Here is a 25870-nt window from a genome sequence, read left to right on the forward strand (position 1 = left end):
TCCGGTCTCTCCGCAATGCACCTCACTGCTGCGCCTGCCTGGAGCCCCCGACTGCGGGCTCGACGATGCGCCCATCCCATGGCGCCCGCCGGCCGTGTTCTGGTCCGGCGGCTTCCTGATCGGCTCGCTCGGCATCTTCACGCACCAGCTGTGGCTGGTCTACCTGGGCTACGGCGTGGTGGGCGGCATCGGCCTGGGCATCGGCTACATCTCGCCGGTGTCCACCCTGATCAAGTGGTTCCCGGACCGGCCCGGCCTCGCCACCGGCATGGCCATCATGGGCTTCGGCGGCGGCGCGCTGATCGCCAGCCCCGTCTCCACCGCGCTGCTCAAACTGTACGATCCCAACTCCGGCGCGAAGGACTGGGTCGCCAGCGGCGACGCCGTGGGCAGGCTCTTCCTGACCCTCGCCGTCGTCTATCTGGCCTACATGCTCTTTGGCGCCTTCACCATCAAGGTCCCGGCCGACGGCTGGCGGCCTGCCGGGTTCGACCCCGCCAAGGTGAAGGCCGCCAAGCTCGTCACCACGGAGAACGTCTCCGCCCGGAACGCCGTCAAGACCCGGCAGTTCTGGCTGGTCTGGATTGCGCTGTTCTGCAACGTCACCGCGGGCATCGGCATCCTGGAACAGGCCGCGCCGATGATCCAGGACTTCTTCCGGACGTCCGACGGCGGCTCCCTGGTGAGTGCCGCCGTCGCCGCAGGCTTCGTGGGGCTGCTGTCCATTGGCAACATGGCCGGGCGGTTCGCCTGGTCCGCCACCTCCGACATCACCGGCCGGAAGCGCATCTACATGGTGTACCTCGGCGTCGGGGCCGTGCTCTACACGGTGCTGGCGCTGGCCGGTTCAGCCACCACAGTCCTCTATGTGGCGCTGGCGTTTGTCATCATCTCCTTCTACGGGGGCGGATTCGCGACGGTGCCGGCCTACCTGCGGGACCTTTTCGGGACGTTCCAGGTTGGCGCCATCCACGGCCGGCTGCTGACCGCCTGGTCCGCTGCCGGGGTGGCCGGTCCGCTGATCGTCAACGCGTTCCTGGACGCCCAGGGCAAGCCCGGCCAGCTGAACGCGGCCTCCTACCAGCCGGCGCTGCTGACCATGGTGGCGCTGCTGGTGGTCGGGTTCCTGGCCAACCTGCTGGTGAAGCCGGTGGACGCACGATTCCACGAACCCCGCCCGGACCGCGGACGGGAACACGAAGCTGCGATGGAGGCCTGAAATGGAGAACACTTCCCGCGGGCTGGCGCCCGTCAAGGTATCCGCCGGCAAACTTGCAGTGGCCTGGGCGCTCGTCGGGCTGCCGCTGGCGTACGGCGTCTTCCAGACCCTGACCCGCGTGGCGGCGCTGTTCGGCTGATCCGGCCCCGGAAAAGGTTCGACGGCGGGCCGGCACCATCGCGGGCCCGCCGCCGGGCCCTTTTGGTCACCTTTTTGCTGCAGGTCCGCTTCTCTGTTCCGCCAGGCGCAGGATCAGCGCAGGTGTCCGGCAGGATTTCCCCAGCCTGGCCAGAACGGCCATTTCGAGAGGCCGGGGGACCCTAAACTCGTTCCCGGCGTAAAGCGGCTCTGCTGTCTATGCGCCGGGAATTTTCGAGCGCACAACGGGGGAACCGCATGCTGAACGACACGTCCTTGTCCCGCTTCCCGGCCTGGCTGTCTGCGAAAAGGAGGGCGGCCGCCGTCGTCCTTGCTGCTTTCCTTGCGCTCACTTCCGGTGTGCCGGCGGGTGCTGCCGCCGCGCTGGACGGCAGTAACACGACGGCCGCCGAGCCCGCCGTCGATTCTGCCACCGCCGTCGAGGCGGCCGACCTGCTGGCCACCCTCCCGGTCAAGGGCCGGGCGCCCAAGACGGGCTATGAGCGGGCTCTGTTCGGGCCCACGTGGGCGGACGTGGACCAGAACGGCTGCGACACCCGCAACGACATCCTCGGCCGGGACCTGACCGAGGTGACGTACACCAACAGCGTCCCCTGCACGGTGAAGACCGGGATCCTCGCCGATCCCTACACGGGCACCACCATCAGCTTCGTCCGCGGCACCACCACCAGCAGCGCTGTGCAGATCGACCACGTTGTGGCGCTCAGCGATGCATGGCAGAAGGGCGGCCAGCTGCTGAGCACGGAGGTCCGGACGGCGTTCGCCAACGATCCGCAGAACCTGCAGGCGACAGACGGCCCCACCAACCAGCAAAAGGGCGACGGTGACGCCGCCACCTGGCTGCCCCCGAACAAGGGCTTCCGCTGTGAGTACGTCGCCCGGCAGGTTTCCGTGAAGGCGCGGTACGGGCTGTGGGTGACGCAGGCCGAACACGACGCGATGGCGGGCATCCTCGCCGGCTGCCCGGGCCAGCTGGCACCGACTTCCGTTGAGCCCGCCGCCCCGGCTGTCGTCTACTACGCCAACTGCGCGGAGGCGGTGGCCGCCGGAGCCGCGCCGCTGTACGCCGATTCGGCCGGCTACCGGTCGGGCCTGGACGGGGACGGCGACGGGGTGGCCTGCGAGGGGTAGGTGGCGACGATGGTTGGGCGTGGTGCCGCTCCTCCCGTGCTTACTCGGTAGCAGCCGCCGCAACCGACTTACCTTTGTTGTTCCGGCGGCGCCAGTACGGTGCCCTGTATGGGGTGCCCGTTCGCCGGGAGCGTCTCACGTGAACTCCACTCCCGACCTGCTCCCTTCTCACCGGAGTACTTACAAAAATAGTTTAGTGCGAAGAGTTTTTTGTAACCGCCCCTGTTGTCGCTGCCCGGGGCTACATTGCAGCCATGACCAAAGAACTGAAGCCGGCAAAGAAGCGGGCAACTGTGCGGAAATGCCCGATCTGCGGGCACGAGTCCTGGCGGATCGCATACGGCATGATGATGCCTGACGCCATGGCTGAATACTCGAAGACGGAGTTCGCCGGGTGCTGTCTGACGACGGAGGAGCGGATCTATCCGGCGACCGGAAAGGTTGAGTTCGGCATTCCGGAGTGGGCTTGCCAGAACCCGGAGTGCCGGCATCGCTGGTGGTGACGGCACGTGCTGTCAGTGCGCCAGGAGCTCCAGCGCCTTGGCATACTTCCGCGCAAGCCGCTCCTTAACGTCGGGCTCCAAGCGCCCGGTCCGCGCGGGATCGGTGTAGTCCGCGATGTCCGCCAGCTTCACAGCCAAGGCGATGGAACTGCTTCGGATGGCCTCGTAATAGCGGCTGCCGTTGTTGTCCTGGGAACGAGTAAGCAGGACGACGGCGTCAATCACCTCGCTGCTGATGCCTGCGGCTGCCAGGTCGTCCGCGGTGATGCCGCAGTCTTCGACGACGTCGTGAAGCCATGCGGCCGCGGTCTGCTTCCCGTCGTCCAGTCTGGCCGCCACTCGGCAGGGATGTCCGAGGTAGGGATCGCCGAGCTTGTCACCTGGAACCTGTGAGCGATGGTCGCGATCGCCTTCGCCGCGGCTACTTCTGGGTTGGCTTCCCGGTTATCCATACGGTACCCCTTTAGCCGAGCGGTCGGCCTCCCTTCAGGGACACAGGCCGAGTAGCAATGCCCCGACTGCATGGTCAGCTTGGGCAGGGGTCGCTTCGGCCGAACAAATGTCAGTGGGGGCTCTGACAATGAGGGTATCGGTTAGAGATGAAAGGCACCGACATGCTAGATACGACCGCACTTCCCGAATCCTCACTGGAACTAAGACTCGAACTTGAATACCACGAACTGTTGGAATGGAAAGCCCAGGTGGGGACGTGGGACACGGGCTGGCACGACGTGGAGTCATCCTCCCATCTGGTTGGCCTTATTCAAGCGGTCCGCCACGACGGCGACTGGCTGGTTGTGCAGAGCAGGCATATCGATGTGACGCACTACGGGAGGTACGCCCAGGCCATGAGCACGGGAAACGGCTACCACGTAGAGGTTGCAATGGTCAGCGGAGGGACCACCAATAACTGGCGCATCGGGCTGGGGCCTTTGGCGGATGAGGCGGGGAACGAGCCACACACAGGAGTCGCTCCGTCTCAGAACCTGAGCCTCGCAGCGGCCTGTGAGGTGATGGCGTCCTGGCTCAATGGCCATGGGCTGCCCCTGGGCTACGGTGCAGCACTCCACGTTTACGGATGAAGTTTCGAAGAGTCCTGAATGCCTCGAACCTGGCGGCCGAATGTGGAGCCATGATGCGACCGTAGGTGACCTCCGGAAGCTCCACGAGGAGATGAAGGATAAGCCCTACGTCTCAAGCCTCGACTGGATCGCCACGGGTGCATTTGTGGACCGGGGTCAGCCTGACGACACGCCGCTGTTCCCCCGGTCCGTGCCCATCAAACCGACTGACGGCGACGACCCTGCCTGACCGCATCCTGTCCCGGACCAATTTTAACTAAAGCCAGTTGCCTTAGTCGGGCTTCGCCTTGCTAACTAAACGAGGTCGTCTCGGGGTGAGAGCGGGTTCGAACGCAGTAGATCGCAATGAACTGTCCTATGGACGGTTGATAGCCGGGGCTCACTCAGATTTCCTCGTCACCCTTTTCGTTATCCCTGCGCTGGCAGAGCCTCGCTCGCCGATCATGCTGGAAAGTTTGCCTTTCACCGATCTGGCGCGATCGAGGGTCTCGTTGCCGAGGCGACCCGCGGCATCGATTCCCTCGGCTCCTGTCTCGAGCGCCTTGTCCCTTACTTCCGTCATCGCGTCCAACCATCGGCGCGCTTCCAATGACTGCCGGCCGTCCTCGATCCCGAGCCGCCCGTGAAAGTCCATGACGCCGGTCGCGACATAGTTGCTCGAATACACCACTGCCCGCGACGCGGCCGGGTGCAGTAGCACTTTCGCGTTGGCTGTGGCAGCAGCCGCATCCATGCGGGCCATCAGTCGTTTGGTGCTCCGTGCGATGAGTTCCAACCGGTTTTGCCGGGCAGCCCCCAGAGCAAGGCGATGCTGGTCCAGCTCATCCGGAGATGCGTCCAGTACGCGATCAAGTTCGAGCACGGCGATCGCGTCTTGCAGCTGGAAGCAACGAGCCAGAACGGCGAGCCACTCCTGAACCTTGGACTCGGCCTCCTTGGCAGTCGTGGCCAGGTCACCCACTTTCGATTTTTCTTCCATCTTCTCCGCTAGCGCGTCGAGTTGACGCAGAGTGTACGCTTGGGTCCGCGCGATCGTCATCGATGTCCCCTGGACCTTCGACCACGTGACCTCGGAGACCCTGCCAACTCGCTCTCGAATGGTCATAGCCTCCTCGATAACGAAATCCACTCCGATCATGTCCGCTAACACAGCGTCCTTCTGGGCGCGGAGCACATCGTCGACTTTCTCATCTATCGTGGCAAGATAATCGGTGATCTCGTCCATGGTTTGTTGCATCGCAACCTGTGCCATGATCCCCGCGGCACCAGCCAGAATGGCCGGGTTTGCCAGAAGCGATCCTGGTCCTTGGGCGAACTGGACGATTGCTTTGATCCCTTGGGCTTGGCCCTTTGCTTGGACAACACCTAGACTGAGCCCCGTCGTCGAACTCTGCATCAGGCCGTACTTTTTGATGGCCTGCGCGGACTCCTCAGTCAGCTTCACCCACCGACCTGAATTGGCAGCAATTTCAGAACTTAGCTGCAAGACTCCGGCCGCGCTACCGAGGGCAGGCTGAAGCCGTTGCAGCCCCAGATCCTTCGACGGCAGTCCTTCAGACACCAAGAAGCGCTCCACTGCCGCCGGATCACCGATGACCGCTAGGCCGTCACCGTCACTGATTAGCTGAATCTCATTTTCCATTGTTGGTTCCTAAAGTATTGGCAGTGAAAGCGGTAATTCCGAACTGAGACTGAATTCGAACTGGGCACGGCGGCCGCAGGTTCGGTGCTGTGTGAGTACCGGCACCGGACACCCAGCGAGGTTGCGCAAGTATGTGTCGGAGCACACCGTATTGGCGTGCGCGGCGGGCCTTCGCCTTTATGTGAGAGCCGAAGTGGCGCGCCGCCATTACTACTGTTCCTCGATGCGTTGCCGAAAGACCTCGGATTGTCCGGGCCGGCAGAAGATCAGGATGAGCTCGCTCACTGTCTGCCCGGTGATACGCCCCATCATCTGCGCGTACGTCGACAACTGGCGCCAGTATGCTGCCATTGTTTCCTGCTTGACACTGATGTCTGTCTTGAAGTCGGCGATAACCAGCGTCCCATTGTCTTCGCGGTACATCAGGTCGATGATGCCCTCCAATGTCACGCCATCAATGGACGTGACGACGGGAAGCTCTATCCAGTGATCCCGGTCGGCAGCCCTCTGAACAGGTGCACTCCTCAGGGCAGAGCGGGCACGCTCGGCGAGGCCGGCAGGATCATTAAGACCGGCTGCGCTGGCGACCCTTTCGGTCAGCGCCTCAAAGTTCTCGGCCTCACGCAGGTCGGTCAGTTCGAGCAGCCGGTGCAGTGCGGTACCAAAGTCCGTGCCGTGGTCCGCTCCTGGCTCCGAGAATTCCGGTAGCTGTGCGTCGTCTTCCACACCCACAAACTGCGGTGCCCCAGCGGTTTCCAGGCCCCTTTGTCCGTTCGGCGCGCCCTTTGCAATGGCCGTGACCGAAGTGGTGGACACTACAGCCGAGGACATCTGCCATGTTTCGCGGCGCCGCTCCCAGGCTTCGTACGGTTCGACTGGCAAGACCTCGTGAGGCGTTCTGCCTACTAACGGCATGTCCTCCGGGATGTGGAGGTCCGGCGCTGAAGCGGCGTCTGCTGCGTCCTTGAGGAACTGGCCAAGACTATTCTTGGCGTTCACGTAGTGCGAGACGACCAGATGGCTTTCCGCACGGGTGCAGGCGACGTAGAGCAGACGGCGTCGCTCGGCGTCATCGAATAGCTTTTCCACGCCTTCCGCGCTCCCGTATCCAGCTGACCGGATATCGCCGATGAAGTGCACTTGCAGTTGCGACTTCTGATCCCAGAGGGCAGCGGACTTCTGATTGTTGGGACCGGATCCGGTCCCGGCCAGAATCACCATGGGGAATTCCAGACCCTTGGACGCGTGGATGGTCATGATTCGTACGGCCTGGACGTCGGTCTCCGGCACTACGGCTTCCTTGACCCGCGAATTTTCCTCCTGCTGTACCGCCGCCCACACGAGGTAGTCGCGCAGCCCGCCGTGCGTTGCCTCCGTCCAAGCCCTGGCCTGATCAATGACGAACCGGAGCCGACGCCACACATCGCGGTAACGGGGGGCGTCAATCGCTGCTTCCAGCATGCGCCGGTCAGTTACTAGCCGCTCCATGATTTCAGCTGGCGTCAAAACTTCGATGTCACGGCACAGTGCGGCAAGGTACTGAAGGGAGTGCGCGACGGTGGAGTCTTTGACCGCGTCCGGCGGGGTGGAGAAGAGGTTCCAATGTCCTCCGGCTTTTTTCCACTCGAACAGCTCATCATCGCCGCATCCGAACATCGCCGATCGAAGGGTCAATACCAGCGCAGCTTCGTCCGCCGTGTTTGAAATTGCCCGCAAGGCGAGTAGCAGGTCGGTGACCTCCTGGGTGGAGTAGACCAACGATGACGCTTCCGCCCGGTACTCGATGCCGGCGTCATCAAGCGCATCCTCGAGGGCGGCAAGGGACGTGCGGGTGGGGATCAGGACGCAAATGTCCTTCAGCTGGACCGGTGAACATGTGAAATCGCCGGAGCGCTTGCTTTGCTTCTGCCACGCCGGCAGCCCTGCGGTGCCGGTCGCGATTCTGATCGCAGCAGCAACGTCGGCTGCTTCCTGCCGGCGCATGTCGTCAGCGGAGACCTTCCCGGATTCTCCGGGCTGGGCGCCTGCACGGCCGATAACGGAGACAGCCGGACCGTTTTCTTCGCTCCATTCGGGGCGTTGCGGATCGGGCGTCAGCGCGTGGTACTCAGGCTGAATGGTCCCACTCGGCCTAATGAGCTGCCCGAACGTGGCGTTGATCCAATCGAGGAGGCGTCCGGTTGACCGGAAGTTGGTCTGGAGCGAAGCGATTGCCGACCTTTGGTCGTTGGAGAAGCGCTCCTGGGCCGCCAAGTAAGTGGCAATGTCCGCCCTGCGGAAACGGTAAATGGATTGCTTGGGGTCGCCCACTGTGAACAGCCGGCCTGCGGGGATGGCTAGCTGCTCCCACCCGTCGGGTCCACACACGTCGTCGGCTGAGATCCGGGTGGCCAATTCCGCCTGAATGGGGTCCGTGTCTTGGAACTCGTCCAGCATGATGCAGCGGTAGCGATTGTGGAGCGTCGTATGTACAGCCTGCTTGTCTTCGCCGACCAGCAGGTCCCGGGCGTGAATTAGGAGATCGTGATACTCCAGCTCGCCGCTGTGCTGGCGTTCGCGTGCAGCCTGCACGAGTACCGCAGCCATGGCGGCCGTGACCGTTTCGACGGCGGGTTCGACGAAGCTGTTGCGCAGGGCGATAGCCTGGTCGGCCAGGTCCTTGCAGGAGGTTCGCACGTCGGCCACGTTAATGGACCAGTTGCCTTTTTGCCCGCCGCCGAAGCCCTTCTGTGGAACAGAGTGCAGGAGTTCGAGCACCAGGCCGAGTTCCCCGGTCTCGGCCTCGGCCAGCCGGCCGTGCCAGCTCCTGATGTGTTCGAAAGCGATGAACAACTTGTCGGCCGAATCCGTGCAGTGATCAGCGTGTGCGAGGACCTCGGCAGTCTGGCGCAGGATCGGGCCAAGATCCACAGCCGGGATGTGCCGCTTCCGGGGAGGGTGGCTTTCCAGCCGGTCCCAGTTCGCGTCCAAGTCAGCGGCCACATTCTGCAGGTGGTCCAAGGAAACGCCGACGGCGAGGATTATGCGGAGTGCGTCGTCGAGGGACGCATCACTGAAGAGTTTTTGCCGGGCCGCTTCCCACCGGCGCGTAAAGGCGATCTGGGACCGCAGCTCGTCCACCACGGTTATTAGGGGCGGCACCCCGGCTTCGATGGGATGTTCGCTGATGATCCGCGCTGCGAAGGAGTGGATGGTACCGATGGGAGCAGTGTCCAACTGATTCAGCGCCCTAAGGCGCAGTTCCGTGGGGCTTGCATCGGACAGCCGCCGGCGGACTCGCTCCCGGAGCTCACCCGCCGCTTTTTCCGTAAAGGTGATGGCGGCGACACTCTTGAGTTCGACGCCGGCGTCCACCATCGCGCAGATGCGCTCGACAAGTTCATGCGTCTTGCCACTGCCTGCGCCTGCTTCGACGAAGATGTTGGCTTCGAGCTCCTGCTCGATCAGCGTGCGGTCTGTCTGGTCGGTGAGTTCCAGGACTTGGGATTTCATTTCTCCGCCTTCAGGAGCTGGGCATACGGCTGGAGTTCGTGGGCGTTTTGAAGCTTTAGCCACTGCTGGCCAAGCTCCTGTGCCCCCATCATTGTGGTGAAGTTGACGTAGCGGTCAGACTCGGGCCGAGGGGGGAATACGCCGTTCCGCAGCGCCGACATGATGAGACCGGTGTCTTCGCGGAGCTGCTCCACGACGCCGTCAGTCACGGTGTAGCCGATCTTCGCGAAGTTGCCGGCCTTGGAGATGAACCAGTATTCGGCCGCGACAGGTGACTGCGGGTCTGCGAGCGTCCGCGCGAACAGGCCGTAAACCGGAAGCTGGTACCGGGTACCGTCCGCGGTGGGATGGTTTTTGAGTGGTGCGTACTTGTCGGCCTTGCCGGTTTTGTAATCGATGACTTTGACGGTGCCGTCGGCATTCCGATCGATCCGGTCCACCTTTCCCCGGAACCGGATCACGGTGCCGTCGTTGAGGGCCAGCTCGACCGGCGGGTGGCTATCGGTGTCCTCTGGCCCGAAGCTTGCCTCCTCGGCGAGGTAGCTCCAGCCCTCGGTGCGGCTGCCGTGGTCCTCAGCTGCTACCCGCTGCAGGTCTTGGCGGATCATGGCCTGATTCCGCTCCCAGACGTGGCTGAGCCACGCAGGGTTTGCGAATTCCTCAAAGGCGGCATCTGCCAGCTCCATGAGGCGGTCCGACGACGGGGGAAGGCCGTCTTTGGTGATGCCGCGGACGTAGTCTTCCAGCACTTGGTGAACGAGAATGCCCCGCTGCTGAGGCGAAATCTGAACCTCCAAGGTGACGTCTTCGAGGATGGTCACCTTCAGGACGTGCTTGATGAAGTAGCTGAGCGGACTGGTCACCCAGTCCTCGAGGCGAGTCGGCGACAACGCCTTTTCCGCTTCAACGATGGTCCCCGCATGGGTTCCGAGATTGCCGTTGAATCTGGAGAAAATGCCGTCGCGCCGGTCCCGGGTCGCAGCGAGTGCCTGCTGCAGCGCTGCATCATCCCGAAGCGTCACCGTACGCTCCTCGGCCGTGAGGATGCGTCGTAGCCGCCACTCCTGGGCCGTTGGGGGAAGGGCGGCCTTCGCTGGGGAACCGTTCTCTATGCCGTGGGCGAAGGACTGCAGTTCCTTGTCGGGACGTGCGATTAGCCATCGGGAAATCTGGTAGCTTCCGGATCCACGCAGGTCCCCGCGGGGGCTCATGACGATACGCTCTGATCCCGCGGCTAGGGCGGCGAAGAACTGCTCCTTGCTGGCTTCTGCCCGCTGCTCCACAGTGGGGAGACCACAGGCCATCATTGCCCTGACGGTGTCCGGAAGGAGCGGGTTCTCCCGGATTCTAGCCGGCGCCAGTCCTTCGGCCGCTCCGACGAGGAACAGCACGTCCAAATCCCTGGCAACGGCGTCGGCGTAGCTGCCGATGACGACTCCGGTTCCGCTCTTCCCGGTCCAGCCACCCTTCGAAGCTACCGCCTCCTCCATTGCACTTTGCACAAGCGATGGGCGAGGCTGCGGGCCGACCAGGTCCAAGTGCCGGAGGTCAAAAGCGGCCTGGCTCAAGGCGTCACGGGCAGCCGCCTTCTCCGGCCGTTCTGTCGATGTACGCGGCCCCATGAAATCTTCAAGAAGCGAGATCATTCCGGCTGACGCGTGGCCCCAGGTCCCGCTGGTGTGGATCTGCTCAAGCCGGGCTGCGAGTGCCGTGACAAAGGATTGAAATATTTCGAACTGCTCAAGTTGACGGGCTCGGCTATCCGAGCTCTTTTCTCCGGTCTCGTCCTCCGCCGGTGGACTGGCGTGCAGCTTTTCACAGACGGCGCTGCTGGGCAGCTTCTGTTCCTGCCAAGCGAACGTTCCTTCGGCGTGCATGTTCAGGATGGCGCGCGCGTCAGGTTGCTGAGGATCGAGTTTCAGTAATTGAAGAAGGCCGCGGGCGAGCGGCGAGTCGCTGAGCCGATGGGCTGCCGGACCGACGAAGGTTATTCCCGAGTCAGTAAGCCGCTGGGATAGCAAAGCGGCGTAGGGCCGGGAGGCTGAGTGGAATATTCCGATGCGGTGGCCAGGAGTGCCCGCTGCCAGCTTTTCGACGACAAGCCGGACGACAGCGCGGACTTCGTCATCGGCATCCGACGCTGTCGTCAGGGTTGTGATGTCACCCTCGGCACCGGACGCAGTGATGCTCTGCATGCCGGTCTCCTCGAGGCTTCGTCGGAAGGAAGATTCGGAGGGGCGGGGCTCCGTTCCGAGCATGAAGCCAATGACGGTACCAAGCCGTCGTTGTACTGAGTTGGTTCCAAGTTTCTGGCCCGCGAGGGCAAAGGCGTCATGGTCGGTGTACCACTTGGAGGCCAGCGCCTCCTTGGCAGTCCCATGGATCCGGAGCACTTCATGCGTGAGCCCTGGAAGCGCGGGATCGGTGGGATCCGGTGCGGCATCCAGCAGTTCGGCTGTCTTAGCGATGGCGCTGGCCGTGGCGGGCCGGTCGGCAACCTCCTTGAAGAGACCCGGAGCATCATTTAAGACTTTGCTGACAGCGCCCAGCCTGAGGACCGGCAGGAGCGGACTCCTTCCATTTAGCGCTGGGTCGTCGGCGATGAGCTCAGCTGCCAGGTCCTTCAAGGTGAAGGCTCTGATGCCTGCACTTCCCGCACCTGAGTTCAGCGTCCGGCCGAGGTACCTGGTTACGTCTAAGCCGGAAGCGTGGGACGGGACCAACACGGTGACAGGCGCCAGAGGGTCCGTGGCCTGTGCATGGCCGATGATTGCGGCGAGTTCAGCCAAGGCGTCGCGTACCGAAGAGAAGTTACTGCAGGTCATTTCGTTCCCTCATCCTGACGTTTCGAACAACATAGCAACCTGCACTGACAGGATTGTCATTGCGTCCCTGCCCCGTCATTCAGACTGATGTCCTCGCTGGGCTGTACCGAGCTGGCAGGATCTGATGAAACTGCCTGCCGGGCGGCGGGCACTGGCGTGTCTGAGTCAAAATGGAATTCGCGCAGCGGGGCCGAGACGGCTGGGTCCTTGAGCAGGTCCATGGTCTTCTTTTCGATCTGACGAATACGTTCTCGGGTGACTCCGTAAACCTTCCCGATTTCGTCCAGCGTTTTGTGCTCGCCGTCAGTGAGCCCGAAGCGCATGGCGATCACGCCAGCCTCCCGCTCGGTGAACGTGTCGAGGATCGTGTGGATCTGCGCAGTGAGCTCAGCCGCCGCGATGCGCTCGATTACGTCCACATCGGAAGGATCGACTATTTGCTCTCCCAGCGGTTCGAGCCCACCCTTGCCATCTGAGACGGGTACGTCCAATGAATGCACAAGCTTCTCCAAGTTCAGGAGATACTCCACCTTGGCAGCCGTGTTGCCCGTGCGTTCGCCGAGTTCTTGGTTGGTGCAGCTGCTGCCTTCCATGGCAGCACTATGTCGCGCGGACAGGACCTTGTGGATCTGCTCCACCATGTGAACGGGAAGCCGGATTAGGCGCCCCTGATCAGCCAAAGCGCGAGTGACTGCCTGACGGATCCACCACGTCGCATACGTCGAGAACTTGTTACCAAGCGTGTAGTCGAACTTACAGACTGCACGATGCAGGCCGAGGTTCCCTTCCTGAATAAGGTCCAGGAAGTCCAAGCCGTGATTCATGTACCGCTTGGCGATAGACACCACGAGCCGCAGGTTTGCTTCGAGCAGGGCGTCGGCAGCGCGTTGACCGAGCAGCGCAATTGCGCGCAGTTCGCGTGATTCCCTGCGTCCGCGAGGAGTGCCGTCTTCCAAGAGGTGCGTGGCGAAGAGCCCTGCTTCGATCTCCTGCGCCAGCTCCACTTCCTGCTCGGCTGTCAGAAGGGCTGCCCGTCCGGCACGCCTGAGGTAATCGGACACGGCGTCATCACTGAAGCCTTCTATGCCGGCGAGTTCCTCCGGCCACTCCGGATCTTCAAGATCGAACGAAGTCGGCGCGGTTTCATCCTCATCGTCGTAGCCGGGCGGCGGCAGGAGATCGTCCAGCCCGACGTCATCCAAGGCATCCTCGCCGGGCTCGATCTCCTGCTCATCCGAGGTATCTTCCCTGGCCGGGACCTGGTGGTCATCTGTACGCCCGGGTGGTGCCGGCTTGGGTCCAGGGACAGGCGGGACCGCCGGCTCCGGCATGCGGAGGAACTCCTGTAGCCCGCTGAGATCCGACTTCATGTCGAAGAAATCGACCTCGCGGGCAAATGGCAACACTTTGCCGAGGAACTCCTCGCCCTGCACGTCCGGATCCTCCACGGTCCCCTTGGAGTAGAGAACAACAAGCCGGCCCACCCGCCCGCCCGTCTTCTTGCGGATGACGCGTCCCAGGCGCTGCACCATCTGCCGCTGGCTGCGGTTGGCCGCCACGATGATGCCGAGGTCCGCTTCCGGCACGTCGATGCCTTCGTCCAGCAGCCGGGGAGCGGCGAGGATCTGGGAGGCGCCGCTGCGGAAGTCCTCCATGCCCTGTTTCCGGTCGTCCTTGGCCATGCCGCTGTACAGTGCGGAGGCCTTGGAGCCCAGCGCGGTGTAGACCTGCTCGGCACGGCGCGCGGACTCCTGGGTCTGGGTGAAGACCAGCGTGCCGTGGGACTGGTCCACGGTCGCCTTCAGCGCGGCCAGGGCGAGGTACTTCGTCCGGGCCTCGGCCAGCAGCGTGAGGCGCGAGGACATAGCCTTCATATACTTCCGGGCGAGGGTCGCTTCCCGGTTCGGGGACTCGGAGGCTGCCAGCGCAGCGACGGCGGCGATGAACTGGTGGAAAGGCCGTCGCGGGATTCCGGCATAGGACTCCAAGTGGCGGGCCGTCTCAGCCATCGTGTCGGAGAACTCGTCGTAGCTGACCTGCTCTGAAGCCGTCAGGTCAACGCCGACGAGCGCAATGTCGAAGGGCGCAATGACTTCGTCCTGCAATGCTCGGTCATACCAGAGCTTGTAGACCACCCCGCCGAAGTACGGAGTCAGGAGGTTCTCGTGCTCGCCGTCGGACCGCTCGTAGGTGGCCGTGAGCCCAAGGCGCCAGGCATACCCTTCCTGGAGAGCGCCCGTGAACATCGGCGCTGCATAACGGTGGCACTCGTCGGCGATGATGAGGCCGGCCTTGTGGCTGCGCAGCGTCGCGCGGTTGGAGGCCGAGTGAACGATCGCCACGAGGATGTCGACATTGTCCAGGGAGTCTGAGCGGCCGTTGCCGAGCGCCCCGCGCCTGGCATTAGGAAGGTCTCGTTGCAGGGAAGCCAGCCACTGGCTTTGGAGTTCGGCTGTCGGCACCAGGATGAGGACCTTGATGCCCTGCCGGACTGCCTCGAGTGCCGCAGCGATGCCGACGCGCGTCTTGCCGGCACCGGTGACAGCTTCCACCACGCCGCGCCGTGCGTTGGAGTGCCACGCCTTGAGCGCCTCCTGCTGCCAGGCGTAGAGGAAAGCGTAGTCGTACTCGGCGGGAACAGAGGCGGAAGGGACCGCTTCGGGCACCCGGGTGAGCATGGCACTCAGGTGCGACGCGTCGTCGGCAAGTTCTGGCATTTCATCCCCCATTGGACGGTTTGGAACTCAGTGAATGAAGACTATTGGGCGGGTCTGACAAAAACTGAACTGCCCGCCGTCGTGCGAGCCCGAACGGGGCAGACAGCGACGTCACGCCTGAGGAGGCCACCACGCCTGCGCCCTCGAGAGCGCCATCTTCAGCTCCCTGCCGCCGGCTTCCTCCAGCAGGGCGCTGTCGCCAACCACCACCAGCAGGCTCCTCGCGCGGGACAGGCCGACGTACAGCTGCTCCGCTGCGCGTTCCATGTCCTTGAATCCGTTGACGCACAGCACAACGACAGAGCGCTCCAGGCCCTTGAAGCCCAGTACGTGGCCGTAGAATTCAGCTTCGCCTGCGTGGAACTCGCGCCAGTAGTCATCGGTGGCGCCGCGTTCGAAGAAGTCCAGATGAATTGGATGCCGCTCCTTTGTGGTGAGGAGCGCAATCTGGTTGTTGGCCCACCCCTCGGTGATGAGCGCATCCACGCAGTCTCCGCCGATATCGAGCGCCTCGTCCGAAGCGCAATCGACGAAGCGAACGGGCAGGCCCGTGCTGCCGCGCGGAGTGAAATGCTCTCCGGCCAGAGGCTTGAAGGTTTCCGCGATCTTGCGAGTGTTGCGTAGGTTCTCATCAATGTGGATGGGCACAAAGCTTGCCGTGGGCCCAAAGGTGAAGTCCGCCGTCGCCCCGCACCACCTGCGGTAGACATCCTGACGGTCATCCATGAAGGCATACACCTCGCCGTCGTCGGGGTTCTTGGTGCAGGCGAGCAGCGCATCCCACCACAGCGGGGCGAAGTCCTGTGCCTCATCGACGACGACGGCATCCAGCCGCTCATGCTGCTCCATCTTGGTTGCCAGTTCCTTTAGCAGGCGGGGCATCTCCACGTCGAAATACTCCTGCCCCGAACCGTCGGGAACGCCCAGCCCCCGTACGTATTCGTGGAACTCACCGGTGAAGACGGGCTTTGCCTGGCGCCAGCCGGAAACCCGGTCCTGCAGATACTGCCCGAGGCCCTTGTTGTAACAGAAGAGACCGACGCGTTTGCCCTGCTTGCTGAGCAGACGGGCCTTCTCCACGGCGAGCCAGGTCTTCCCGCTGCCGGCACCCCCGGTGAACCTCACCCGGTTGAGTGACCTCGTGGCCTGCAGCAGCACTGCCTGCCGCTCAGTTAGGTGATCCTGTGCGTCCTCGGCTTCCTGTGGATCCAGGGAATCAACGGACTGCGTATTCAAATCCGCGCTCAGGTGCTTGACGATGCGATCCATGAAGGACGAAGCCAGCACGTTGGCTCCGCCGCCTTCGCGCTCTATCGCTTCACGTACCAGTTCCGCCGGCGACGCGACGTCTGCCTGGTCAAGGACAAGGGTCCGCGGGCAGCCAGCCATATCCCAGTCCTGCCGCACGGGGGTGTACGGCAGCGCAACCATGTAGGCGAACCGGCTGGTCACGGGCGTCCCAAGCTGCCCGCCAATCCAGCCCTTGAACGCGTGGAGCGACCCCTGGGACTGGGCAATGGGGCTAAGGATGCGGTGCTTCCCACTTCGGTCGGACTGGTACCACTGCCCGTTGTGGATGGAGACAAGCCCGCCCTTCACTTCGATGGCGGCCATGCCGACGCCGGGCCACAGCACGAGCAGATCGATCTCATGCTCGGCCCGGCCGTCCCGTACCTGGACCGAATGGGCCAGGACGCAGTCATCCGGCAGGCTGTTCCGCAGTGCTTCCCACACGGCCTTCTCGGCCACCTGTCCGTCGCCAAACTCCGGTTTTTCCGGAATGCACCTCACTGTGCCCCCATTCTTATGCATTGTCCTTTAGGGTTCGCGGATGCAACGGCAATCGAGCGCTCATCGAGCGCCGCCCAGTCGCGAACATTTTCAGCTAGGCCTTCACCCGGCCACAGCTATCGTCCTGATTCCGCGGTTTGCTCAGCTGGCATTTCGCACGGTTTGAACCACTCCTCTAAGGGCAGCGTCCAGCGTTACGCCGCCCGCGGGGGCGGAACCATCCGGTACATGCCCGACGCTCCACATCAGCTCGCTTGCCTCCACAGGTACGCGGCCGAACCGGATTCCATTGAGGATTTGGGCGGCGGCCTCAGCGCGAGGCACGCCTGCCTTATGCCAGTTCGCGTTGTTTTCGTTTGGAGCCGACCAGCCGTCCTCGGATAGACGATGCTTGCTAAGGCGCCATTCGTGCGGGGTTAGGCCAGCATCCGAGACAATTTCGCAGTAGACCCCTTCGGGCCCGGTCATCGCACGTGCGTACGGAGCGGGCTGTCGACCTGCGGGGGCAGCGTACCGGACATGCAGAAAAGAACCGGCGGGCAGAGCTTCAATGAGCTGGCCTACGAGTTTCCCGGCGGCCAGCCAGTCATTGTCCAGGTTCTGCTCCCATTCCTCCAGCTCCTCCAGCGTTCCCCAGCCGGAATCGTAGTCAACGTACCCAGACTCCCCGTCGTCTGGTTTCGTTTCCTCTGTGCACTGCAGCGGAAGGACGGATTCCAGCGCTGCAGCCCAGCTCCCATAGCGGCGGATCAATTCCACCGCTGAGGGGCATTCGTGGCGTATCGCCGTTTCGGCAATGACCCAACGATCGTAGATGTCGATGTCCATCGGATACTCGAATTCGAGGCATTCCTCGGTATAGCGGTCGAGCGCCTCAAAATAATCGAGCTCGCTGAAACGGTCCTCGCCGGAGGCAAGGTGCAGACCCACTGTTCTCAGCGCTTCCTCCCAGAATCCATGACCGTACCGTCGTCGCAGGGTGGATGCCGGAACAGGCCACGGGTCAGCGGGGTCCTTGGTGGGTGTGACCCGGCGCCGGGAGTGCGTTTCGACTGTTGCCTCGTAATCGGCGTAGGTGAGTGTCGTGATCCTTCGGGCCCGGATCGCGAGTGCCGTTGTTTCTATGACTGCCAGGATCTCAGCGAGGCGCCGGTAAGGGAGGGACGGGTGCAAAAGCTCCCGGAGTTTTGTTACAGCGGTCAGTGAAATCTTGCCCAGCGCAAGCTCGTAGTCAGGGTCGATTCCGTGGTACTTACCTGTGATGTAGAGCAGGCTGAGTTTGTCGCCCAGCCGTCGCGGGGGGAGGGGTTCTTCAAGCTGGCCTCCGGGGACACCCGGAATGTGCAGCAGTTCGACGGCGATGTCATTATCCACTTCGATGCCCAGGGCTGACAGAACTTTCGGAATGTCTTCCCTGGAAATGTCAGCTGCAAACAGCCGTTCGACCATGTCTTCGTTGGCAGCGAGCGCCCCGGTGGTGGCAAGGCTTCGCCGTTGAATAGATCTCGCCCGCTCAAGGTCATCTCCAGCATCTGACTGGTCCGTAATCGTGTAGGAGATGTCATTGATGCTGCCGCCAAAAGCTGCCGCGACTGTCCGGATCGGGTCTCCGTTCCGATAAGCCTTCCTCAACGGGTCGGGATCAACGAACCAGCCAGGTGGAGGAATGATGCCGCTCATGACAGGGCCTGAATTAGTTGCCTCCATGACATCCCATCTACTTCTGAACTGAACGGATAGCGTCTAGCCATGTCCCGCCGGTGATCTGGCGGGCGCGCTCGCGGGTGACGACGAAGCTCTGCCCGATGGCGTCGAGGGTCTCACCGTTTGAGTAGCGGTCCACCATCGCGGCGTCTCGCTGCTCCCGACTGAGTTCAGGAGTTGTTGTCATGGTCACATTCTTACCAGTAGGTTCGGACAATTTCGCAACCGTGATGCAGGATTAGCCGCCGCGCCGCCTGCTGGGGTTTACGGACGGCCCAGCAGCTCCATAAACAACGGGTTCGGCCGAGCTCCAGGCAGGACCCGCCGCACGTCTTCCAGCGCTCGCAGGGGAGTCACGCCAGCCGCCTGCGCGCCGTACAGTGCGGCTACCGTCGGAGTCCGTGACTCCGCCCGCACGCAGTGCAGCAGGACGGTCTTGCCCTCCGCCCGGTAGCGTTCGACGGCGGCCGCCGCCTCCCGGAGCACAAAGTCGGGATCTGCGTTGTTCACCGAGTCAGCGAGCCAGAAGGTGGCGTGGTCATGAACGGGAATAGATGTGACTTCATCCGTGCCCAGCCGGCACAGTGACACGACCGCCTCAATCCCCAGCTCAGCCACACGGGCGACGGAACCAACGCCGCCCAGCCAGACGCCGTCGTCGTGCGGGTGCTGGACCAGCGCATCGGTGCGACCCCACATGCTGTAGTCGTGGGTCGCCGCGCGCGGCCAAGAATCCATGCGGCGGCCTTGGCCGCGGCCCAGCTCCATGCCGAGCGCCATCAGGTCACGGGCGCGCAGCCCCGGCCAGCCGTGCAGGTGCTGCCGCCACTCGAACGGAACGGCCGAGTAGCCATAGGCGGCGCCGAGCAGCCCGCCGGCGATCGCGGCGACGGTGTCCGTGTCGCGGCCGCCGCGGACGGCCTCCTCAAGAGCCGCCCGGAGGTGCGCCGGGCCGGACGCGGAGGCCGATGTCAAGCGGATGGCACTCCAGGCCCCCTGGAACGCCTCCACCACCCAGCCGTTGCGGGCGAAGTCCCGTGGCCGGGACCGCTCCGTCGTCTCGATCCGTTCCAGCCAGACAGCAGCCCGCGCTGCCGGCAGAAGATCAAGACCGGCCCGGACATCCAGCTCGCCGGTGAGCACCGCCTTCCGAATGGCGACGCACCACAGGCCGCACGCTTCCAGTGCGTCTGCATCGGCGTGGGTCAGGGCACTGACCACTCCGGCCTGGGCAAAGAGTTCGCTCGGGCTCCGGTCCAAGTAGGCCAGCGCCAGGGGAGCTGTTCGCATCAGCGAGCCGTTGCCGGCACTGCGGCCGGTGCTGGCGTGGAACTCGGCGGCAGCCGTAGCAAAGTCGCTCGCATGGGCCTCGCTCCGGCCACCGGCTGCGGCCAGCCGCCGGGCGGCGGCGATCACGGAACTGGTCTGGGCCCCGACATCCTTCGCCTCGGCGGCCCATCGCGCCCAGGCGCGGACGGTCGCGATCAGTGCGGCGGCGGAGCCGGGCGCCGAGGGGGAGTCCACGAGCGCCTCAGCGAGGGCGACGGCCATGGACGTGTCGTCGGTCCACTCGGCGGGGGCAAAGCCGAACGGGCCGCCGCCCTTCATGCTCACGGGAGTGCCCTCGGGCAGCGGTGCGCCGAATTCGTAGCCGGCGCCGAGGGCGTCGCCTGCGGCCAGGGTGACCAGGACGCCGGCGGCGCGGTCCTTCTGCAGTGAGTTGAGTTTCATGCGAGCTCCATCAGAGGGTGGTTGGTGTTCCAGCTGGTCAGGTGGGCCAGTTCGGGTTCGCGCTGGGGGAGGGCGACGGCGATTCCCGCCGCTGCGAGGTGTCCAGCGGTGTGTGCGATGTTGCGGCTGCGCAGGGAACCGTGGTTCCGGACCTCCAGAGCCGGCAGACCGTCGTCGAACGGGCCGAACTCCAGAGCCTGGACGGCGGCGGCGAAGTCGCGGGCCCGCTGCCCGGGCAACGAGCCTGACGCCATCACGTGCGGCGGCAGGACCTCCAGGTCCAACAGCACGGATTCGACCAGCTGGCGGTAGTGGCGGCGGAACAGCGTGTGGGTGCCGAAGACCTCCACCAGGAGCGGCCGCGTGCCGAGCCCGATCACCACGCCGCGCTGGCCCTCCAGCGGAACCGGGGCGGCGCCGGGATCGATCCGGCTATCCCGCCGTGGCTCGGCGGCGAGCCGGTCCATGTGCTCCAGCAGCGAGCTGGTTGCGGAGCGTCCCCCGGCGGCGTCGAAGCGGCTGACGCGGTTCCAGATGCGGTCCTGGCGGCATGCGCCACCCGGATCTGCAACCGTGGCAACGAGCTCGGACCGGACGTTGAGTGGCGCCCGGCGGGCCTGGCGGCGGTGGCTGTGGGTGCCTTCCCAGCGGCCGGCCTCCACGCAGTAGGTGTCGATGTCGCGGGTCTCGCCCGGGCCGAGGACGACGTCCCGGGCGCAGGTCCGGTGCTGCTGGCCGCCCTCGAGCAGCTCGCCTTCGAGCAGGAGGGCGGCGCGGGCGCCATTGTTGGTGACGGTGAGCTTGGCGACCTGCGGACCGCTGGCCAGTTCAGTCACGGCGACATCGGCGTGGGTGCCGGTGCTGATGCCAAGGTCGCCGGTGGCAGCCGTCCAGACGGGAAAGATGCTCAGCGGGCCCAGCCTGGTGGCGGCCCCGACGTGTAGCTGTGGAACGTTCATGATGACCTCCTTCAGATCTTTAGCTCAGATCTGAGCTAATTGCCTCAAGTATGCACGGCTTGAATCTTTTGCGCAATACTGAAATAAATGATGTGTGAAGGCCTCGAAGAACACTCCCGCCCCGTCCCTGCTCGACTATCCGCGGCCGTCGGTGGCTGTGGACACTGCGGTACTGACCGTTGCGGACGGCGCGCTCCAGGTTCTCTTGGTGCGGCGGGGCGAAGAACATCATCACGGCGAGTGGGCGCTTCCCGGCACCTTCCTGCGGGAGCGGGAGCGCCTGGCGGACGCCGTGCTGCGGTCCCTGCGGGAGAAGGCGGGGATCTCGGGTCGGGTGCCCCGGCAGCTGCACGTCTTCGACGATCCGGAGCGGGACGACCGGGGCTGGGTGCTGTCCGTCGCGCACGTGGACGTGGTGCCGCTGGCGGAGTTGGAAGAAGCGTTGAAGTCCGACGGCGTCCGGCTGGCTTCTGTTGCCGGAGAACCGGAGTTAATCGCCGGGTTGCCGTACGGGCATGCGGAGATCGCGGCGAAGGCGGTGGAATGGATACGGGCAACCTATGCTGAGGCGCCCGATCCTGGGGCGCTGCTCGATGAGCCGTTCACGCTCAAGGAACTGCGGGACCTGCATGAGGTGGTGGCCGGGCGCTCGCTGATGCGGGACACTTTCCGCCGGTTCATGGAGCCGCAGCTGGCGGGGACGGGGCGGATGTCGGACGGGACGCGGGGGAGGCCGTCCAGGTTGTGGCGGCGGGTAGTTCGATGAAGTGGCTGACCTCCGGAGCAGCAACAGCCAATTCCGTTGACTGCACGTTTCCATGACGGCTGATGAGTGCTTCTTGTATATAGGTTTTCCTCAACGCTGTGATCGTTTTTTGACGGGGTTGTGCCAGGCCGGTACGTTCCAGCCACTGTTCAAATGGCGGCGGGCCTGGGGTTGGAGTACCGATGGGGTTTCGGACCGCCATACTCGACCGGGCTGTACGGCTAGGCAATTCATGCCACAGGGTGCTTATTGCCGGTTTACAGAAGGAATATGCTCTAGCCATGTCTCATTGTGTTTGGACTCCGCTCGCCTCAGTCGATGACGATGCCTTGGCGTTGGAATCAGCCGCGCTTCTGTCACTTCTGGTTCAGCATAGGATGGACAGGCTTTCGATGGCACAAAAAAATTGGTCGCAGATGCAGCACTGCCTAACAAAAGGAAAGGAGCATCCAGAGCTAGCCATAAAAGCTTTTGATTTTCTTCGAAAGCTACTCAAGCTGACAGGTCTGAAGCTTCCGTCAGGAGTTCGGATCGCAGCCGGCTATTCGTCTGAGGATGTATTACGAGAAGTGACGGCCATTGTTGGCGAACCAACCGGCAACAAGAACAATCCGCAAGCCGCCCTTGCCTTGCTGAATTTGACGTGCGACGAGTCCGCAACGCAGCTGCGAGAAAGAACGGACCTTCTCTATAACGGATTGCTCTTGAAAGCTTGGAAAGAGATCAATGATTTCGCCCGCGCACTGAATTCCATCCAAAAGTCCTCGGCGGGACGGGCATGCTCGAGCCAAGTAGAGGAAAACCACAGTCCTCACGACCCGAACTTGCTCGGGGATTACCCACCGTGGTCCGTTGGCATCGGCCCGATGGTGCAGACACTTCAGGGGTGGGACTTGACCTGCCTCATGTCTGAAGGGATGCTGCGGGACAGGCATGATGCGGCAATTGCATACTGGACGCCGCTTCCGCATCTAGCACTCGGTTACCTGGGCTGGTCTGATCCCGCTCTTGGAATAGCTAGATGGATACTCCTGTGCATGCCCGACGGTACCCCCGAGCTGCGCATGCTGAGGCGTGTGTGGGGAACCGATGCGCTGATGTACTTCAGTCACGCGCAAGGGGACTGGATTCCACATTCGACTGGAAATTGCGGACTCCATTACGCGAAATCTGGCCTGAGGATAAGTGCCCTATTTGAGAAATCAGAGAACGCTGAGAAGTACGATCGCTGCGGGGAGCTGCACATTCAGGAGCACCTAAAGTGGCAGATGTTTTGTCCCGAGTTGGTTGCTTTAAGAGATATGCGTCTCTATTCCACAGTCGGCCAGGGACCGACAACGAAAGTCGTGTTGGAGTTAGACGCAATGGCTGGTTGGAGATCCCAGCTTGAGACCGCAAAAGGCAAATTTTCGAGCGAGTTCCAGAATCCGCATCTGGAGGTAACCATCATGGCGCCGCCAGTGGGAACGCTGGGGACGTTTCGCCGGTCTCCTGTTACGAGGTTGTGGTTTTCAGGCTCTCACGAGGCTCACCTTCTGGGGCAGAAAGGACCAACTGAGATTCAGGCGAGAAAGTCAAGCAGCACAGCCGAGGTCCCAAACGCGCCCTCGGTGAAGGGCCACAAGAACGCATCAGTCTTCTGGCTCGCGAGTGAACTGTGTCGCCGTCAGCCTGGTTACGTGTTGCACAACTACTGGGAGCCCGACTTCGGAGACGGGCTGCGTCTCTTGAACACGGCCGGCCCTTCCATCCTCATCTCACGAGACGGTGGTATCTGGACAGAAGGCGTCAAGGCGGCGGATGCAGTAGAGATCTACATGTCCGACAACAAGCGGGCGCTACTTGCTGATCTCGAAAGGAAGCTAGCCATCCCGGTTAGGGACAAGAGCGCCCCGACTACGGTCCGGACAGTTGTTTATCGAGTGATGGCGCATATCCTAGGGCTTGCCGTGGGAGAAAAAGCCCAGTGGGATTTTGTAGCAGTCGATGAATTGGCAGATGGGTCTATCTGGCAGTTGGTTCGTGATGGTAAGACGGCGGCGACGTTGATGCCGAATGGAGATGTTCTGCAGGCCAGTGGAACCACAAACATGATGCATCGTTACAAGGCGCATTCCCGCCAGCTGACGGCAATGGTGGGAGAAGTATTTGGCTCAGTCCTTCCGTAGGAAAGAGGCGTAACGCTCGGAAAGAGCAGGGTTGAGTTTCTGGCACCTGGAAGACTGCCGCGCAGCCGAAGCCAGAACGGGACACGCGTTTGGTTATCGATTAGGCTTCTGCGGCTATTCGGCCCCCGACTCGATTAGTTCGGCTTCATCAAAAAGCTCGAAATCATCACGCCCGTAAAGGTCCGAAGTCAGTACGGGCTTACCCATGGCTGACGCAATCAGATTAAGCAGTCGATGCCTTCTGTCTTCGAAGAACGCGTGAAAGTCATCGGTGAGAAGATGCGGAACTTCGATTTGATGGGCCGCGATGGACGCGTGAATTTCTTCTGCCGTGATCTGGGCGCGAGCAGCCAGTTCGGCGACGTACCGACTGGGAGCTTTTGCTGAAATGAATCTATTGGTGGAGCTTGATATTGGCGTCTTGTTTACAATGCTCTGCACTAATGCATTGTCAATGCCAGCCGTAGCACACCATTTTTGCGGGAATATGTGATGGATGTCTATGGCGAAATCTTGATAGGAGCCTTGATTGATGGTTCGGTTGTAAATCCAGTCCTTGACGTCCCCCCGCATGGTCAAAGCATAGATGCCCTTGTATGCGGCGGAGTTGCGCGTTCGGAGAGTGAGGAGCCGGTCCGGGTTGAAGGAGGCGCCAGCCACTGTACCTGGCTCATTGCCACCCCGAACCCATGCCTCTACTTCTTCGAGGTCTCGTGCGAATCGTGTTTCGACGGCTCCGCCGTAAAGCTCACCCAGGACTCCACTCCAGTACCAGCGTGTGATGAGGCGCGCGACGCCTTGCAGGTCTGCGTCGGTCCCCAGCGCAACCCGTATAGCCGCCAGCGGGACCAGCTGCGTTCGGTAGGGGAGATCCTGGTGCCGGAAGATGAACTGGTTGTTGATAAACTGGCCTGCCCAAATGAATGCATCCGTAAGTCTGTCGGCCCACTCCAAGTAGTCATCAAGCGACAGCTTGAGAATATCCTTGCGTTTGCAAGTGATTCCGGGAACCTTCTCTGATTCGCCCGAGTAATTGAGGCGTCGTTTTCTGCTGGCCAGCAGGCTAATTGCCTGGAGGAAGTCCGTGTTCTCTAGGCCAGATAGTACTGGCCGAAGCGACACAATCTTTTTCTTACGCGCCGTCCAGTCGTCATTGAGGCGGAAGTCCGCGCTTCCGGCAGCGAAAGTAGCAGTCAGAAGTTCGAATACGTTAAGAGCGACGCCACCTGTGTTGACCTTTTCGAAGACCGTGCAGACCGCTTCACGCTTGGTCGTGTTCGATAGTTCGATGACAGGAACCTTGTATTCGGAAAGTTGCTTGAGGGGGCCGTCAAAAAAATCATCAAGCATGTTGTCGGAGTCCGGATGGCTATTGTGGAACTGCCGACTGTATTTCCGCGTGTAGCTCGTGTCGAATATTTTATTAAGAGGAAATACCCCTGCTGCTATCTCCTTCTCCATGTCGGAAAAGTCTGCAACTACGTCGCGGTCGAAGTTGGCTCTGACAACGCGGTCCTCTTTCACAAAGAATATGGCATCGTCTTCCATGTCTAAATCAGGATCGAGAGATGCGTCGATTCGAATGTAAAAGTACCCCCTCATGACCTTGCCGCGAGGATCACAGGAATCAACAGGCTCCTGGCCCAAAAGTGACTGGTAGAGGGAAGTGAGCCGCTGCTGGCCATCCAGGAGGAGGAAATGCGGAGTGGCGTTCGAAGTCCTGGCGCCGGACAGTGGCCGCACGGCGAAATTAACCTCATCTGACCCTGTCTCAAGCGTCATGACTACGCCAACAGGAAACCCCTTGGCGATGCTTGCCAGCAGGCTCCTGATGCGGTCGACGTCCCACTTCCAAGGGCGCTGAAAGTCCGGAAGCTGGATCTTTCCGGCGTCGATGTCCTTCAAGAGCGTTTCAAGATCGCGGATGGGGCTGTCGAACGACATTGGTTGCCTTCCTGGCGGAGATCGAGTGGAAACGTCA

At 62.6% G+C, this 25870-nt stretch carries 18 protein-coding genes and 1 pseudogene; 8 read left to right on the forward strand and 11 right to left on the reverse strand.

Annotation, left to right across the window (positions count from 1 at the left end):
- Nucleotides 1–91: 91 nt before the first annotated feature.
- From ACFUTU_RS01350 to ACFUTU_RS01365, 4 genes and pseudogenes are all read left to right on the forward strand, one after another.
- Nucleotides 92–1219, forward strand: a pseudogene (locus ACFUTU_RS01350) (OFA family MFS transporter); the annotation flags it as partial.
- 1 nt (nucleotide 1220) lies between these two features.
- Entirely contained in the window at nucleotides 1221–1358 is a 138-nt protein-coding gene (locus ACFUTU_RS01355) for a hypothetical protein (RefSeq protein WP_377959982.1), read from the forward strand.
- 257 nt (nucleotides 1359–1615) lie between these two features.
- Nucleotides 1616–2509 carry a DUF1524 domain-containing protein gene (locus ACFUTU_RS01360; protein ID WP_377959983.1) on the forward strand — a complete coding sequence of 298 codons (894 nt, stop codon included), beginning with the start codon at nucleotides 1616–1618 and terminating at the stop codon, nucleotides 2507–2509.
- Nucleotides 2510–2763: 254 nt separating this feature from the next.
- Nucleotides 2764–3012 (forward strand): hypothetical protein, encoded by a 249-nt coding sequence (locus tag ACFUTU_RS01365; protein ID WP_377959984.1) that lies wholly within the window; start codon nucleotides 2764–2766, stop codon nucleotides 3010–3012.
- Nucleotides 3013–3024: 12 nt separating this feature from the next.
- Here the strand turns inward: ACFUTU_RS01365 and ACFUTU_RS01370 are convergent, their stop codons facing one another.
- A complete protein-coding gene (locus ACFUTU_RS01370; protein ID WP_377959985.1) occupies nucleotides 3025–3351 on the reverse strand; it encodes a phosphohydrolase in 327 nt (108 codons plus the stop codon).
- 275 nt (nucleotides 3352–3626) lie between these two features.
- Here ACFUTU_RS01370 and ACFUTU_RS01375 point away from each other — a divergent pair, with 275 nt between their 5' ends.
- Both ACFUTU_RS01375 and ACFUTU_RS01380 read left to right on the forward strand, forming a co-directional pair.
- Nucleotides 3627–4094, forward strand: a complete 468-nt coding sequence (locus tag ACFUTU_RS01375) for a hypothetical protein (protein ID WP_377959986.1) — start codon at nucleotides 3627–3629, stop codon at nucleotides 4092–4094.
- Nucleotides 4095–4134: 40 nt separating this feature from the next.
- Nucleotides 4135–4323, forward strand: coding sequence for a hypothetical protein (locus ACFUTU_RS01380; protein WP_377959987.1), 189 nt, complete (start codon nucleotides 4135–4137; stop codon nucleotides 4321–4323).
- 150 nt (nucleotides 4324–4473) lie between these two features.
- Here the strand turns inward: ACFUTU_RS01380 and ACFUTU_RS01385 are convergent, their stop codons facing one another.
- From ACFUTU_RS01385 to ACFUTU_RS01425, 9 genes are all read right to left on the reverse strand, one after another.
- Entirely contained in the window at nucleotides 4474–5736 is a 1263-nt protein-coding gene (locus ACFUTU_RS01385) for a hypothetical protein (protein ID WP_377959988.1), read from the reverse strand.
- Nucleotides 5737–5946: 210 nt separating this feature from the next.
- A complete protein-coding gene (locus ACFUTU_RS01390; protein WP_377959989.1) occupies nucleotides 5947–9228 on the reverse strand; it encodes a UvrD-helicase domain-containing protein in 3282 nt (1093 codons plus the stop codon).
- The gene (locus tag ACFUTU_RS01395; protein WP_377959990.1) at nucleotides 9225–12053 is read right to left on the reverse strand and encodes a PD-(D/E)XK nuclease family protein; all 2829 of its coding nucleotides are present in this window, start codon (nucleotides 12051–12053) and stop codon (nucleotides 9225–9227) included. Before ACFUTU_RS01395 ends, ACFUTU_RS01390 begins: the two co-directional genes overlap by 4 nt.
- Before the next feature lie 56 nt (nucleotides 12054–12109).
- Nucleotides 12110–14770, reverse strand: a complete 2661-nt coding sequence (locus tag ACFUTU_RS01400) for a sigma-70 family RNA polymerase sigma factor (RefSeq protein WP_377959991.1) — start codon at nucleotides 14768–14770, stop codon at nucleotides 12110–12112.
- Between the two features lie 111 nt (nucleotides 14771–14881).
- The gene (locus tag ACFUTU_RS01405; protein ID WP_377959992.1) at nucleotides 14882–16561 is read right to left on the reverse strand and encodes an NERD domain-containing protein; all 1680 of its coding nucleotides are present in this window, start codon (nucleotides 16559–16561) and stop codon (nucleotides 14882–14884) included.
- Nucleotides 16562–16702: 141 nt separating this feature from the next.
- Entirely contained in the window at nucleotides 16703–18241 is a 1539-nt protein-coding gene (locus ACFUTU_RS01410; protein ID WP_377959993.1) for a hypothetical protein, read from the reverse strand.
- A 37-nt stretch (nucleotides 18242–18278) separates the two neighbouring features.
- Nucleotides 18279–18452 carry a hypothetical protein gene (locus tag ACFUTU_RS01415; RefSeq protein ID WP_377959994.1) on the reverse strand — a complete coding sequence of 58 codons (174 nt, stop codon included), beginning with the start codon at nucleotides 18450–18452 and terminating at the stop codon, nucleotides 18279–18281.
- A gap of 77 nt (nucleotides 18453–18529) precedes the next feature.
- Entirely contained in the window at nucleotides 18530–19996 is a 1467-nt protein-coding gene (locus ACFUTU_RS01420) for an ADP-ribosylglycohydrolase family protein (RefSeq protein ID WP_377959995.1), read from the reverse strand.
- Nucleotides 19993–20955 carry an ARPP-1 family domain-containing protein gene (locus tag ACFUTU_RS01425; RefSeq protein WP_377959996.1) on the reverse strand — a complete coding sequence of 321 codons (963 nt, stop codon included), beginning with the start codon at nucleotides 20953–20955 and terminating at the stop codon, nucleotides 19993–19995. The genes ACFUTU_RS01420 and ACFUTU_RS01425 overlap by 4 nt, the downstream gene beginning before the upstream one ends.
- A 94-nt stretch (nucleotides 20956–21049) precedes the next feature.
- Between ACFUTU_RS01425 and ACFUTU_RS01430 the strand changes: the two genes are divergently transcribed.
- Both ACFUTU_RS01430 and ACFUTU_RS01435 read left to right on the forward strand, forming a co-directional pair.
- Entirely contained in the window at nucleotides 21050–21721 is a 672-nt protein-coding gene (locus ACFUTU_RS01430; RefSeq protein WP_377959997.1) for an NUDIX domain-containing protein, read from the forward strand.
- A 392-nt stretch (nucleotides 21722–22113) separates the two neighbouring features.
- Nucleotides 22114–23889 carry a hypothetical protein gene (locus tag ACFUTU_RS01435; RefSeq protein WP_377959998.1) on the forward strand — a complete coding sequence of 592 codons (1776 nt, stop codon included), beginning with the start codon at nucleotides 22114–22116 and terminating at the stop codon, nucleotides 23887–23889.
- A gap of 114 nt (nucleotides 23890–24003) precedes the next feature.
- Here the strand turns inward: ACFUTU_RS01435 and ACFUTU_RS01440 are convergent, their stop codons facing one another.
- The gene (locus tag ACFUTU_RS01440; RefSeq protein WP_377959999.1) at nucleotides 24004–25833 is read right to left on the reverse strand and encodes a DUF262 domain-containing protein; all 1830 of its coding nucleotides are present in this window, start codon (nucleotides 25831–25833) and stop codon (nucleotides 24004–24006) included.
- Between the last annotated feature and the right edge of the window lie 37 nt (nucleotides 25834–25870).

The organism is Arthrobacter sp. NPDC057388, from assembly GCF_042668165.1.
In the GTDB taxonomy this organism is placed as follows: Bacteria; Actinomycetota; Actinomycetes; order Actinomycetales; family Micrococcaceae; genus Arthrobacter.

Excerpts from the sequence above, each read along its gene's own strand:
- ACFUTU_RS01435 (WP_377959998.1), top strand. The coding sequence starts at position 22,114 with ATGGCACAAAAAAATTGGTCGCAGATGCAGCACTGCCTAACAAAAGGA.
- ACFUTU_RS01385 (WP_377959988.1), bottom strand. The coding sequence starts at position 5,736 with ATGGAAAATGAGATTCAGCTAATCAGTGACGGTGACGGCCTAGCGGTC.
- ACFUTU_RS01440 (WP_377959999.1), bottom strand. The coding sequence starts at position 25,833 with ATGTCGTTCGACAGCCCCATCCGCGATCTTGAAACGCTCTTGAAGGAC.
- ACFUTU_RS01400 (WP_377959991.1), bottom strand. The coding sequence starts at position 14,770 with ATGCCAGAACTTGCCGACGACGCGTCGCACCTGAGTGCCATGCTCACC.
- ACFUTU_RS01415 (WP_377959994.1), bottom strand. The coding sequence starts at position 18,452 with ATGACAACAACTCCTGAACTCAGTCGGGAGCAGCGAGACGCCGCGATG.
- ACFUTU_RS01395 (WP_377959990.1), bottom strand. The coding sequence starts at position 12,053 with ATGACCTGCAGTAACTTCTCTTCGGTACGCGACGCCTTGGCTGAACTC.
- ACFUTU_RS01420 (WP_377959995.1), bottom strand. The coding sequence starts at position 19,996 with ATGAAACTCAACTCACTGCAGAAGGACCGCGCCGCCGGCGTCCTGGTC.
- ACFUTU_RS01365 (WP_377959984.1), top strand. The coding sequence starts at position 2,764 with ATGACCAAAGAACTGAAGCCGGCAAAGAAGCGGGCAACTGTGCGGAAA.
- ACFUTU_RS01410 (WP_377959993.1), bottom strand. The coding sequence starts at position 18,241 with ATGAGCGGCATCATTCCTCCACCTGGCTGGTTCGTTGATCCCGACCCG.
- ACFUTU_RS01355 (WP_377959982.1), top strand. The coding sequence starts at position 1,221 with ATGGAGAACACTTCCCGCGGGCTGGCGCCCGTCAAGGTATCCGCCGGC.
- ACFUTU_RS01360 (WP_377959983.1), top strand. The coding sequence starts at position 1,616 with ATGCTGAACGACACGTCCTTGTCCCGCTTCCCGGCCTGGCTGTCTGCG.
- ACFUTU_RS01425 (WP_377959996.1), bottom strand. The coding sequence starts at position 20,955 with ATGAACGTTCCACAGCTACACGTCGGGGCCGCCACCAGGCTGGGCCCG.
- ACFUTU_RS01390 (WP_377959989.1), bottom strand. The coding sequence starts at position 9,228 with ATGAAATCCCAAGTCCTGGAACTCACCGACCAGACAGACCGCACGCTG.
- ACFUTU_RS01375 (WP_377959986.1), top strand. The coding sequence starts at position 3,627 with ATGCTAGATACGACCGCACTTCCCGAATCCTCACTGGAACTAAGACTC.
- ACFUTU_RS01380 (WP_377959987.1), top strand. The coding sequence starts at position 4,135 with ATGTGGAGCCATGATGCGACCGTAGGTGACCTCCGGAAGCTCCACGAG.